The 11,588-nt window shown below is 44.7% G+C and carries 13 protein-coding genes and 1 riboswitch; of the genes, 7 read left to right on the top strand and 6 right to left on the bottom strand.

From position 1 onward, the window contains the following. Positions 1–199: 199 nt before the first annotated feature. Positions 200–856: a haloacid dehalogenase type II gene (locus CEF21_RS20005; RefSeq protein WP_164462257.1), complete on the bottom strand. Its 657-nt coding sequence runs from the start codon at positions 854–856 to the stop codon at positions 200–202. Positions 857–984: 128 nt separating this feature from the next. Here CEF21_RS20005 and CEF21_RS20010 point away from each other — a divergent pair, with 128 nt between their 5' ends. The 3 genes from CEF21_RS20010 to yidC all read left to right on the top strand — a co-directional run bounded on the left by CEF21_RS20010 (position 985) and on the right by yidC (position 3,451). After that, positions 985–2,079: an oxidoreductase gene (locus CEF21_RS20010; protein ID WP_123919450.1), complete on the top strand. Its 1,095-nt coding sequence runs from the start codon at positions 985–987 to the stop codon at positions 2,077–2,079. Positions 2,080–2,318: 239 nt separating this feature from the next. Continuing rightward, complete coding sequence (locus CEF21_RS20015) at positions 2,319–2,690, top strand: hypothetical protein (protein ID WP_123919452.1); 372 nt, start codon at positions 2,319–2,321, stop codon at positions 2,688–2,690. After that, positions 2,633–3,451, top strand: a complete 819-nt coding sequence (yidC, locus tag CEF21_RS20020) for a membrane protein insertase YidC (protein ID WP_123919454.1) — start codon at positions 2,633–2,635, stop codon at positions 3,449–3,451. The genes CEF21_RS20015 and yidC overlap by 58 nt, the downstream gene beginning before the upstream one ends. A 103-nt stretch (positions 3,452–3,554) precedes the next feature. Here yidC and CEF21_RS20025 read toward each other — a convergent pair whose 3' ends face one another. Next, positions 3,555–5,144 carry a peptide chain release factor 3 gene (locus CEF21_RS20025; protein ID WP_123919456.1) on the bottom strand — a complete coding sequence of 530 codons (1,590 nt, stop codon included), beginning with the start codon at positions 5,142–5,144 and terminating at the stop codon, positions 3,555–3,557. A gap of 229 nt (positions 5,145–5,373) precedes the next feature. On the opposite strand from CEF21_RS20025, the gene CEF21_RS20030 reads away from it, so the two are divergent. The 3 genes from CEF21_RS20030 (at position 5,374) to CEF21_RS20040 (ending at position 7,944) form a co-directional block, all read left to right on the top strand. Then, complete coding sequence (locus tag CEF21_RS20030; protein WP_123919458.1) at positions 5,374–6,345, top strand: aldo/keto reductase; 972 nt, start codon at positions 5,374–5,376, stop codon at positions 6,343–6,345. Between the two features lie 94 nt (positions 6,346–6,439). After that, positions 6,440–7,501, top strand: coding sequence for an NAD(P)H-dependent flavin oxidoreductase (locus CEF21_RS20035; RefSeq protein ID WP_241156721.1), 1,062 nt, complete (start codon positions 6,440–6,442; stop codon positions 7,499–7,501). After that, positions 7,498–7,944 carry a GNAT family N-acetyltransferase gene (locus tag CEF21_RS20040; RefSeq protein WP_123919460.1) on the top strand — a complete coding sequence of 149 codons (447 nt, stop codon included), beginning with the start codon at positions 7,498–7,500 and terminating at the stop codon, positions 7,942–7,944. The genes CEF21_RS20035 and CEF21_RS20040 overlap by 4 nt, the downstream gene beginning before the upstream one ends. A gap of 159 nt (positions 7,945–8,103) precedes the next feature. Here the strand turns inward: CEF21_RS20040 and CEF21_RS20045 are convergent, their stop codons facing one another. Beyond that, the gene (locus CEF21_RS20045; RefSeq protein ID WP_123919462.1) at positions 8,104–8,691 is read right to left on the bottom strand and encodes a histidine phosphatase family protein; all 588 of its coding nucleotides are present in this window, start codon (positions 8,689–8,691) and stop codon (positions 8,104–8,106) included. A gap of 133 nt (positions 8,692–8,824) precedes the next feature. Continuing rightward, a riboswitch (SAM riboswitch) is annotated at positions 8,825–8,929 on the top strand. Between the two features lie 83 nt (positions 8,930–9,012). Here CEF21_RS20045 and CEF21_RS20050 point away from each other — a divergent pair. Further along, positions 9,013–9,795 (top strand): alpha/beta hydrolase, encoded by a 783-nt coding sequence (locus CEF21_RS20050; RefSeq protein WP_123919464.1) that lies wholly within the window; start codon positions 9,013–9,015, stop codon positions 9,793–9,795. Here CEF21_RS20050 and CEF21_RS20055 read toward each other — a convergent pair. The 3 genes from CEF21_RS20055 to CEF21_RS21440 all read right to left on the bottom strand — a co-directional run bounded on the left by CEF21_RS20055 (position 9,792) and on the right by CEF21_RS21440 (position 11,406). After that, on the bottom strand, positions 9,792–10,358 hold the full coding sequence (locus CEF21_RS20055; RefSeq protein ID WP_123919466.1) for a biotin transporter BioY: 567 nt from the start codon (positions 10,356–10,358) through the stop codon (positions 9,792–9,794). The two genes, CEF21_RS20050 and CEF21_RS20055, sit on opposite strands and share 4 nt — an antisense overlap. A gap of 73 nt (positions 10,359–10,431) precedes the next feature. Further along, complete coding sequence (locus tag CEF21_RS20060; RefSeq protein WP_123919468.1) at positions 10,432–11,184, bottom strand: VOC family protein; 753 nt, start codon at positions 11,182–11,184, stop codon at positions 10,432–10,434. A gap of 63 nt (positions 11,185–11,247) precedes the next feature. Next, a complete protein-coding gene (locus CEF21_RS21440) occupies positions 11,248–11,406 on the bottom strand; it encodes a hypothetical protein (protein ID WP_164462258.1) in 159 nt (52 codons plus the stop codon). Positions 11,407–11,588 lie beyond the last annotated feature (182 nt).

The raw sequence follows: 11,588 nt of genomic DNA on the forward strand, positions 1-11,588 counted from the left end.
TTCCTCCTGTTTCTATGGTTTCTCCTATTTAACCCATTTACTATTCACTTGTCTTTCTTATCTTTATTCTAGTTCATCATTATTAAGAGACTATTTACACGGTGTATAGCAATGTAAATATTATGTGTTAAGTTTGTTAATTAAATGGAAAAAAGCCCCTCCAAAAGGAAGAGCTGGTATCCGGGATCCCAAATATGTTTTATATTTCTTCTAAAAGTTCTCTTAAATCGGAGACGATGATGGCTGGTTTAAATCCCATTCGCGAAACCGGCTCTTCTTTCCGGTTGACCCAGGCTGTTTTGAATCCAAAGCTTGATGCTCCCGCAATGTCCCATTGATTGGAGGACACGAACAGAATGTCTGTTTTATGGAGTCCCAGCTTGTCCATTGCATACTGATAAGCAGAAGGTGAAGGCTTATACTGGCGGACTTCATCCGCACTCAGTATTCCCAGCAGGTTTTCTAAACCGCTGTTCCTGACTAGCGGATCAAGCATTCCCTGTGTCCCGTTCGAATAAATAAACGTTTGTTTATCCTTAAGTTTTGTCAGTACCTCTTCTGTTTCCTCATATGGAGAAAGCTGTTCGTATGCTTTCATCAAGTCTTCCATTATCTCTCCGCTTCCATGAACTTGATGGATGTCAAGAGCCGCTACTAACGCCTTCTTCGTCAAATCATCGAATGGCTTGTACGCTTGGAGGATTTGGCTGAGGAAGCAGTATTCCAGCTGTTTTTCTCTCCACGTTCTGCTAATGGCCTCTCCTTTACCTTTAAAATATTGCTCGCATTTCTCTTTTACCGAGTACACGTCAAACAGCGTTCCATATGCATCAAACAAGATTGTCTTTACTGTCACGGAAATGACCTCCTTTTTATCCTACTGCTTATATTTCACTAAATAGCTTCCCGAAAACACGCAAATGTGATTTTATAAGCAAAATCGGGTATTGGATTCTATGAGATAAATAATTGGAGGAAAAACTGATGACAAACAATCCCGAACTTTTTTCAGAACAATTACTCGGACCCTATAAATTAAAAAACCGATTAATCGTAGCTCCTATGACACGAGTCAGTGCAGATGAGGACGGGATGGCGAATTCACGGATGGAGCGGTATTACAAGCGGTTTGCCAAAGGCGGGTTCGCTGCCATTATTACAGAGGGAATTTATACAGATGAACATTACAGCCAAGGCTATTTTAATCAGCCCGGACTGGCGAGTGCCGGCCACATTGCATCTTGGAGACCGATAACGGAATCGGTTCAGGATCACGGATCCCTCATTATTGCCCAGCTTATGCATGCAGGGGGACAGTCTCAGGGAAACCGGTATACGAAAGAGACAGCTGCACCTTCCGCCATTGCACCGAAGGGCGAAAAGCTTGAATTCTATGGAGGATCCGGTTCCTACCGCGTCCCAAAAGAAATGAGCGAGCAGGATATCGCAGAGATGAAAAGAGGGTTCGCAGCTTCCGCCATGAATGCCCGGCAGGCAGGATTTAACGGCGTAGAAATTCATGGAGCAAATGGCTATTTGCTGGATCAGTTCCTAACTCCTTATTTTAATGAAAGAGAAGATTCCTACGGAGGATCCCTGCAAAACAGACTGAGGCTCCTTATGGAAGTGATTTACGACGTACAGCAGGCAGCAGGCAGCGATATGATCATCGGAATCCGCATTTCTCAGGCAAAGGTCACGGATCCAAAACACAAGTGGCGCAATGGAGAAAAGGATGCGGAAGCGATTTTCTCTCTCCTTGGAAAAACACCGCTCGATTACATTCATGTAACAGATGAGGATGGAACGGCTTCAGCTTTTGGAGACGGGACAAAATCCCTTGCGGCTGCAGCTAAACAATTCAGCGGTTTGCCTATTATTGCTAACGGGCAGCTGCAGGATTCCAGAAAGGCCTCCTCCCTGCTGTCAGCAGGAGACGCTGATTTTATCAGCCTTGGGACTGGTGCGCTTGCGAACCCTGATGCCCCAAAGAAAATAAGAAAAGGAAAAGAGCTTGAAGACTTTCATCCTGAAGAAATTCTGATGCCTCTCGCTCACATTAAAGATTCCGAGTTATAATGATCATTAGCGAAACACCTAAGCTCTGCAGTGCATGACGTCCTGCCGCAGAACGCACCCTCTCCTGCATTTCGGGGCTGTGCCCCGGACTGCGGCAATACACTTAGTCAAACTTATCTACATTAAGTCATTTCTACGTAATGATAGAAGTCCGCCGGAAAGTCTGGCGGACTTTTTTGAATGCCCATCTGAAAAAAATGATATAATAGGAGCATGACCAAGTAAGGGAGGTGAACAAGATGCTATTGGATTTGGATTTTTTGAATGATATGAGCCATTTGATTCTTCTGATCACACTGATTGTTTCTGCCGGCGGTACGCTCGCGATGGTTTTTTCTGCAGGAAAAAGTGTAAAAGCAGATGTTTCTTTTCATCATACATGGCAAAAAGCGGTTTCAGATCCCAAACCTTACCGCTTTTTCACAGGCGGGATGGATCAGCTGCAAATTTGGATTATCCGGATTATGAAAATGGCAGCTGCCCCTGATGATGATGGCGACCGCCGCTTCTTCTCGTACGAATCACGCGCACTTAAAATACGAGGAGGGCACTTATGCCAAACCAATCATCCATGTTCACATTTCTTAAACGATCAAGTTTTCTCATTTTAATATTCTCTGTTTTTCTTTTAAGCGGCTGTTCGGCCGACCATACACCGATTAATAGTGAAACGTCCGGTTTTTTTAACCATTTTGTTGTCTTTCCTTTTTCTGCTTTGATTAAATATACAGCTTCCCTGTTTGGAGGAAGCTACGGAGTGGCCATTATACTCGTTACGTTTTTGGTCCGCCTTCTCCTGATGCCATTCATGATGAAGCAGTATAAAAATCAGCAGCAAATGAAGAAGAAAATGGCGATTATTCAGCCTGAGATGAAGAAAATTCAGGCAAAGTATAAAGATAAGAAAAAAGATCCTGAATCGCAGCGTCTTATGCAGCAGGAAACACTGCAGCTTTACCAAAAGCATGGATACAATCCCCTTGCTATGGGCTGTTTGCCAATTTTAATTCAGACACCCATTCTGTTCGGCTTTTACTTTGCGATTCAGCGTACGCCGGAAATTGCCGCCCATTCTTTTTTATGGTTTGACTTGGGCCACCCTGACACGATTATGCCGCTGATCGCTGCTGCCGTGTACTTTTTCCAGGCAAAAGTATCCCAGAGCAGTATGCCGCCTGAGCAGCAAAAGCAGATGGCGATGGTTTCCTATATCATGCCGGTCATGATGGGTGCTGCTTCATTCGGGGCCGCTGCATTCCTTCCGCTTTACTGGACGATCGGCGGAGTGTTTGTCATATTGCAGACTCTGCTTGCAAGACAGCTCTATAAAGAAAACGATCTTCCCGCATCGCCTAAAACACTGGAAAATTAAATTAAAAAGCGTCTCCTCATAAGGGAGTCGCTTTTTTCCTTTTCGCGCTTAGTTTCCGAATATAAAAAGACGCCCGGCACATTGCCGGGCGTCTTTCCCGTTTTTACTGAGCAGAATAACTCTGATAATCATTGCTTTCAAGCAAATCAATTAATTTGATGTCTTTATTGTTATCTCTGAAATAGCGATACGTAAAATTATTTTCAAAAAGAACTGCGTATTGTCCGTAGCGGTCTTTGACAAGCATACTGCGGTTATCAAACTTTTTGCGGTCCACTTTTTCATCTTCAATCCAGCGCGCAATCCGGTCGCCTAATGAGGTGAATTCAATTTCCACGCTGTATTCAGAACGCATTCTTTCTTCAAACACTTCAAACTGAAGCTGGCCGACTGCTCCAAGGATGATGTCATCTGTCAGCTCCTGGCGGAAAAGCTGGATGGCGCCTTCCTGAACAAGCTGGTCAATTCCTTTTTTGAATTGTTTGGACTTCATGACGTTCTTCGCCCGGACTTTTTTGAACATTTCAGGCGGGAACTGAGGAAGCTCTTCATATTCGAATCGGCCTTTTCCGGCTACCAATGTATCACCGATTTGATAGGCATTCGGGTCATAAATCCCGATAATGTCACCCGGATAAGCAATATCTACCGTTTCCCGATCGCCTGCCATAAAAGATTGCGACTGGGATAGTTTGATTATTTTATTCGTCCTGCTTAATGTCACGCTCATTCCGCGTTCAAATGTGCCAGAGCAGATTCGCAAGAAGGCAATTCTGTCCCTGTGCTTTGAATTCATATTTGCCTGGATTTTGAAGACGTATCCGGAAAACTCCTCTTTTTCAGGCTCAACAAAGCCTTCATTTGTCCGGCGCGGCTGAGGAGACGCAGCAAATTGAAGGAACGTGTCAAAGAAGGTCTGCACACCGAAGTTGGAAAGAGCACTTCCGAAGAATACCGGTGTCAATTCACCCTTCCGGACTCTTTCAGGATCAAAATCATTGCCGGCCTCATTTAAAAGCTCCAACTCACCAAGAGTATCCTGATACGTGGGATTTTCATAAATATCGCCTGCTTTTTCTTCCATCTCATTCACTTTATACACGGTTTCTTCTTCGTTTCCATTAAATCGGACAAACGATTCAGAGTATCTGTCATAGATGCCAAGGAACCTCTTTCCCATTCCCACCGGCCAGTTCATCGGATACGATTCGATTCCGAGAACTTCTTCGATTTCCGCAAGCAGCTCAAGCGGGTCGCGGCCTTCACGGTCCAGCTTGTTCATAAAGGTGAAAATGGGAATCCCCCGCATCCGGCATACTTTAAAGAGCTTAATCGTTTGCGGTTCGACCCCTTTCGTCGAGTCGATAATCATGACCACACTGTCTACAGCTGTCAGGGTGCGGTATGTGTCTTCACTGAAGTCTTCATGTCCGGGGGTGTCTAGAATGTTTACGTGGAAATCGTGGTAAGGAAAACTCATGACACTTGATGTGACAGAGATTCCGCGTTTTTTCTCAATTTCCATCCAGTCGGATGCTGCATATTTTCCTGACTTTTTTCCTTTTACCGTACCGGCTGAGCGGATCACGTTCCCAAATAAGAGAAGTTTTTCAGTCAGCGTGGTTTTCCCGGCATCCGGATGTGAAATAATCGCAAATGTTTTGCGCTTATCAATTTCCTGTTTTAAGTTCATGTATATACCTCGTTCTATATCAGTTTATTCAGCTCTTAAAGAAGAGTCGGGTTCAAAGATCAAGATGCACTTCAAAAAATATACCATAAATGAAGGTTAAAAAGCTATCGGGTCCGGTGCCCAATTATCTTATTCCCCCATCGGGAAATTGTCTCAATTTTTTGATTTCAAACAGGGACAGGCGTATACTTCAAATGAACATATACGGATAAGAGGAGCGGATCAAAGAATGGAAACAAGAATGCTTGGTTCTTTAGAGGTTTCAGCAATTGGTCTTGGCTGCATGGGGATGTCCGAGTTTTACGGAAAAACAGATCGCACCGAATCCATCGAAACCATTCAGCTCAGCTTTCGATTGGGACAGAACTTCTTTGATACAGCAAACATATACGGAAATGGCGCAAATGAAGAATTGGTCGGGGAAGCACTGAAACCATTCAGGAAAAATGCTGTATTGGCTACTAAATTCGGAATTGTCCGGGATGAGAACGGACGTCCCGGAGGTGTAAATGGCCGTCCTGAGCACGTAAAAAAATCAGTGGAAGAAAGCTTAAAACGGCTTCAAACCGATTATATTGATCTTTACTATCTCCATCGGGCTGATCCGGATGTGCCGATAGAAGAAACAGTCGGCGCTATGGCAGAGCTTGTTAAGGAAGGAAAAGTCCTTCATCTCGGTCTGTCAGAGGTTTCAGCAAGTACCCTGCGGCGCGCATCTTCTGTTCATCCCATCGCAGCTCTGCAATCTGAGTACTCTCTCTGGAGCCGGGATGTAGAAAAAACGGTTCCTGCCGCCCGCGAATTGGGGACAGGCATTGTTGCCTACAGTCCTCTCGGAAGAGGATTTTTAACAGGACAAATTAAACGCTTTGAAGATTTTGCAGAAGACGACTTCCGGCGCTTCCTTCCCCGGTTCCAGGGGAAGAATTTCATAAGAAATCTTGAGCTTGCAGAAGAAGTCCGTCAGCTGGCTGAAAAGAAAAACTCAAAATCCTCCCAAATTGCACTGGCATGGCTTCTTCATCAGGGAAATGATATCGTGCCGATTCCAGGAACAAAGAGAAAAACGTATGCAAAAGAAAATATTGATGCGGAAAAGATTATGCTGACACATGAAGAACTTCAATCTCTGGAGACTATTGCGGAAAGAACAGCAGGCGAACGGTACGATGAACGGGGAATGAGATCAACAAATCGATAAAGAATGTAAGAGGCTGTGATAAGCAGCCTCTATTTTTCCTTTAAATGAAGGATTTCAGCTATTCCATGTCTAAGTTTCACAGGAGAATGGAGGAATGAATATGACTGGATCCTTAATTGAACGTCTCGGAATCCATCACCCTATCATCCAGGCACCAATGGCGGGGGGAATTACAGAAGCCGGGCTCGTACTGGCCGTGTCGCGAACCGGCTGCCTTGGTTCAATCGGGGCCGGGTACATGCCGCCGGAAGAGCTCTCCGCCCTAATTTTAGAAGTAAAAAAAAGAACGGATCTTCCTTATTCTGTCAACCTGTTTATTCCCGAGCAAACAAATGCATCTCCAAGCGAAGTCCAAAATGCGTTTGAGGCACTCCGCCCCCTTAGTGAAGAACTTGATGTCCAGGAAAATCCTCCTTTATCCACTGAACAGACAAACTTTTTTGAAGAGCAGCTCGAAATCATTTTGCGGGAGAAGGTCCCTGTTTGTTCATTTACGTTCGGGATGCCTTCAAAGGAAGCGGTTCACGATTTAAAAAAGAATGGAACTTTTATCATTGGAACCGCTACTTCTGTGATGGAGGCGATTCTTCTCGAAGAACAGGGAATGGATGCAATTGTTGCTCAAGGCAGTGAAGCAGGCGGACATAGAGGGACATTTTCCGGTCCTCCCATTCATCACATGGTAGGGCTGATGTCCCTTGTTCCGCAAATTTGTGATTTTGTCCGGGTCCCGGTGATTGCAGCAGGCGGAATTATGGAAGCAAGAGGATATCGGGCTGCATTGAGCCTTGGCGCTCAAGGGGTTCAAATGGGAACAGCATTTCTGACAACATACGAAAGCAGCGCACATCCTGCATACAAAGAAGCCGTTCTAAACGCACGGGAGGATCAGGTCGTCGTCACTAAAGCATTCTCCGGAAAAGAAGCCCGCGGTATTAAAAATCAGTTCATTTACGAAATGGAAAATGAAACAAGAATCCTACCGTATCCTCTGCAAAATGAAGCAACAAAAAAAATCCGGAAAGCTGCCTTAGAACAAAACGACGCAGAATTCATGTCTTTATGGTGCGGTCAAAGCCCGCGGCTCAGCAGGAGTCAATCCGTACAAGAACTGATCCAATCCATTTTAAACGAATCCAGGGAGGTGACTACATGAACATCGTATTCATAAAAGCGGAGGAAACCGTTCCGCTCCGTCAAAAGGTTCTTAGACCGGGCCAGCCAGTCCGCGAATGCCGCTATGAGGCGGACGAAAAAGAAAACACTTTTCACCTCGGGTGCTATATCGGTGAAACACTCATCAGCATCGCTTCCTTTTACGAGGAGGCTTTCCCTCTTTTAACCGGTTCTTCCCAGTACCGATTAAGAGGAATGGCAACCCTTCCTGAATACCGGAGCATGAAAGCAGGCAGTTCACTTCTTCAAAAAGCGGAGGAAGTACTCTCCGGAAGAAATGCAGATTTATGGTGGTGCAATGCACGGACAACGGTAGAAGAGTACTATCAGAAGCAGGGACTGCAAAAAATCGGCAATGTGTTTGAATTAGAAGGAATTGGACCTCATCAAGTGATGTATAAAAGATTAAAAGGGGCTGTCTGAAAAGTCTCACTTACCAAAAAAGGGAGACGCATTCAAAGCGTGTCCCTTTTTACATTTGCCGTTTAATCCAGATTGATTGAAGCAAAAGAGCGACACTCCTGCGGGACCGGCGTAACAGGTGAGACCCCTCCACGAATGCTTTCTGGACAGCTTCTTTTTTTACTCTATTTCAAAACTCAAATGTTTTGTACAGTTATAAAGACCGCACGACCATTTTGTGTCCTCTAGAATAAGATGAGTAATGGAAGTGTTTTTTAAAGCCTCCAATTCCTCCTCTGCTGGAACAAGCGCCTGCAGCAAATGCCTGATGAAAGAACCGTGGGAAACCACTAAAATATTTTTTTCAGGATGCTTTTCCACAAGATCCTCTGCGAACTCAAGGCCTCTCTTCACTACATCTTCGGAGCGTTCTCTGCCTAAGTCAAGATCTCTCCAGCCAATCCCCCATTTTTCCAGCCGCTCTGCCTCTGTCGTTCCTTCAATCCGCCCTCCGCCTGTTTCGCGGATTCTGTCATCTGTAATAATCTCTAATCCGCCCAGTTTTTCACTGATAAACTCGGCCGTTTGTTTTGCACGCATTAAAGGACTTGAGTATAAAAGGTCCCATTTTTCTTCTTTTAGCCTGTCGGCAAGCATCTCCGCTTCTTTCAGACCTTTTGCATGAAGCGGTATATCAGAGCTTCCCTGTGCTCTTCCTTCCATGTTCCATTCCGTTATTCCATGTCTGATGATCCCAAGCTTCGTCATCGTTCCACTTCCATTCTCCGTTCATTTTTATAATTATAGCTTATTCCATATGCCCGGCATGTACAAGTCTATGTTGACACCATTTATCCGTCATGATACGATTGTAAAACCAAGTAATTTTATAGGATTAATAAATTTATCAAGAGTGAACGAGAGAACTGGCTCTATGACTTCACAGCAACCTCCGATTGGAAAGGTGCTCCCACCAGCAAAGCAAATCTGCTTTGGACGATAAGAAATGGTTTTGCAAACTTTCTTAGCCGCCCGTGCAGAGAAGGTTTTTTTATTTGTCTGTTTACTTATAAAAGGAGGAACGTGCTTATGAAAGAATTGAAACGGGTCATGTCAGGTGCTCAATCATTTTCCATCTCCGGAAGCTCTGAACAAGGTATTCTCTTATGCCACGGCTTCAATGGAACTCCGCAAAGCATGGAGTCGCTGGGAGAAAAATTTGCATCCTTTGGATATTCTGTATATGCTCCGAGACTTTCCGGCCACGGCACCTGCCCGACTGAAATGGAGAGTTGCACGGCGATGGATTGGTATCGTTCTTTGGAAACAGCTTATTCACGCATGAAAAGCCGCTTTTCTAAAGTCTTTGTCGTCGGGCAATCCATGGGAGGAAGTCTTACCTTGAAGCTTGCAGGCAAATTCAGGGAAATGGATGGAATTGCTCTTATAAATGCCGCTCTTGAAGTTCCGGCCTATCAGCATATTACGGAGCAGTCAGGCTTTATAACGGAAGGAAAACCGGATATAAAAGATCAGACAGCAGAAGAAATCACATATAACACGGTTCCGCTGAAAGCCATTTCTGAATTAAAAACGGCCATGAACGAAGCGAAAGCAAAATTAAAGGAGGTCAGCTGTCCTGCCATCGTTTTTTATTCCCCGGAAGACCATGTCGTGCCGGCTGTGTGTTCCCACCAAATCTACCAGATGATTCCCTCATACAGAAAAATGCTGGTTCCTTTGCCGAATTCCTACCATGTAGCATCCATGGATTATGACCAGGATTTAATCGTACGGGAGACCATTCGGTTTTTTTCCAAACAAAAAGAAGCCCATCCAGTTGAAAGGAAGAGCTTCGAGGCATCTTTTTAAGCGGCATGAAAATATTGTTTAAGCAGTTTTGCCTGAACAAGTCTTCTTCTGACCGAAATACCGATCCAGCTGGCAAGTGCAGCTTTAATCAAGCCGACTGCTATAAACGGCCAGACCCCGGCTGCCAGCGCTTGAGTCCAAGAAAGACCGAGGACAATTTTCAGCCAGACCGTTCCAAACCCCAGTGTTACAATCATTCCAATGACATTTGCCAAAAGAGCCCAGGGAAGTGAGAATTTTGTTTTCTCAAGCACGAATCCTGTTATAAATGCCGCGGCAATAAAGCCAATAATATACCCTCCTGTAGGACCCGCCAAAATATGCAGACCGCCTTTGGCCTCCGCAAAAACCGGAAGGCCTGCAGCACCAAGTCCTGCATAAACGATCATAGCCAGTGCACCATACCTGCTCCCTAAAATGGTCGCGGCTATTCCAACCGCTAGTGTCTGTCCGCTGATTGGAACAATTGGAAGGGGAATTTCAATCTGGGCAAATACAGCCGTAATCGCCGCAAACATCCCGCACAAAATCAGCATTCTTAGTTTATTCCTTTGATTCTCCATCACTTGGCCCCCTTTATGTTAACAAACTTTTATTAAATGTTAACATAAGGAGGTAATTTCTGTAACTATTTTTTTACAAGATATAAGTGCCGCCCATCCAGTGTTTTTCTCTCGGTTCCTTCTGATGTTTTTCACAAAAAGAAACAGCATGGATTCCTGTCCGCAGCCCGTCCTTGGCTGGTACAAAAGCGAGCGTTTGATTACCAAGAGGGATTTTAGCCCCTTTTCCTGCAAATACCGGCTCCTCCAGTCCAAGCCACTTCGCCCAATGAGCTGCCTCCCTGGAAGGATTGTCCGAAAGATAGACTACCTCTGTTATTCCTTTTACCTCATTTGGATGTGGAGCAAGAGCGCCTGTACGAATTAAATCTTCTTTTCGTTCTTCATCAGGACTTCCCCATTCAATGAAAAATGGCAGGGGAAACTCGGAGTCCGGATGTTCAGCAAAGAGCATCCTCCATGAAAGGACCGATCCGTCACTCCTTTTCCGGCTTCCCGCAAAAGGTTTTTTCACCGTAAGTCCGGAAGCCTTCAGCTTCTCTGCCACGTCATCCATTTCCTCTGTATGGATGGCAAGCTGAACAAGTCCTTCCTGTTTCATGTCCATACAAAGCCGAATGAGCGGATTATCCGAATTCCCGGCTTTTTCCTCATCTTCTATTGCTAAAAACTCAATATAATCCAAACCAAAATAGCATAGACTGTTTGCTGTTCCCCAATTTTCATGGCTGCCGCCAGCCACTGTATGAAAGCCGAGCATTTGAAAAGCAGCCCCTGCCTCCTTAGCAGGCTGTTTGACAAAATGGACAACATGATCAAGCTTCATCCCTCATCCCTCCCCTGATAGTTTCATAGTAGAGGGACTGAAAGGAAATAACAAGAAAAGCGGCTAGTCCTGATAGGGCTTTATCTCTCCCTCCTTCTCTTCTTCAGTCAGCAGGTGCCAGGCATTTTTACCCCGGAGTTCACTTCCCCATTTGTCTTTTAGGAGGCTGACTGTCATCCATATAAAAAGGATCGCAGCTATCATAACCGCTAATTGGAGCATCGGATCCCTCCTTTTTGTATCAATGTATGGGAAGAGAATACGGTTTATACCCGTTCGAACGCTCTGCCTTATGTATAAAAATTCATCAAAACCTAAGAACTTCTGTATTTACCGAATGAAGAGTTAGATCATTAGAAAGCTTCAATTAAATTATAAACTCATATCAAAATAGTTAAATTTAA

The sequence above is a fragment of the Bacillus sp. FJAT-42376 genome (genome assembly GCF_003816055.1).
Lineage (GTDB): Bacteria > Bacillota > Bacilli > Bacillales > Bacillaceae > Metabacillus_B.

Coding starts and splice junctions, on each gene's coding strand:
- CEF21_RS20010 (WP_123919450.1), top strand. CDS start 985: ATGACAAACAATCCCGAACTTTTTTCAGAACAATTACTCGGACCCTAT.
- CEF21_RS20015 (WP_123919452.1), top strand. CDS start 2,319: ATGCTATTGGATTTGGATTTTTTGAATGATATGAGCCATTTGATTCTT.
- yidC (WP_123919454.1), top strand. CDS start 2,633: ATGCCAAACCAATCATCCATGTTCACATTTCTTAAACGATCAAGTTTT.
- CEF21_RS20025 (WP_123919456.1), bottom strand. CDS start 5,144: ATGAACTTAAAACAGGAAATTGATAAGCGCAAAACATTTGCGATTATT.
- CEF21_RS20030 (WP_123919458.1), top strand. CDS start 5,374: ATGGAAACAAGAATGCTTGGTTCTTTAGAGGTTTCAGCAATTGGTCTT.
- CEF21_RS20035 (WP_241156721.1), top strand. CDS start 6,440: ATGAATATGACTGGATCCTTAATTGAACGTCTCGGAATCCATCACCCT.
- CEF21_RS20040 (WP_123919460.1), top strand. CDS start 7,498: ATGAACATCGTATTCATAAAAGCGGAGGAAACCGTTCCGCTCCGTCAA.
- CEF21_RS20045 (WP_123919462.1), bottom strand. CDS start 8,691: ATGACGAAGCTTGGGATCATCAGACATGGAATAACGGAATGGAACATG.
- CEF21_RS20050 (WP_123919464.1), top strand. CDS start 9,013: ATGAAAGAATTGAAACGGGTCATGTCAGGTGCTCAATCATTTTCCATC.
- CEF21_RS20055 (WP_123919466.1), bottom strand. CDS start 10,358: ATGGAGAATCAAAGGAATAAACTAAGAATGCTGATTTTGTGCGGGATG.
- CEF21_RS20060 (WP_123919468.1), bottom strand. CDS start 11,184: ATGAAGCTTGATCATGTTGTCCATTTTGTCAAACAGCCTGCTAAGGAG.
- CEF21_RS21440 (WP_164462258.1), bottom strand. CDS start 11,406: ATGCTCCAATTAGCGGTTATGATAGCTGCGATCCTTTTTATATGGATG.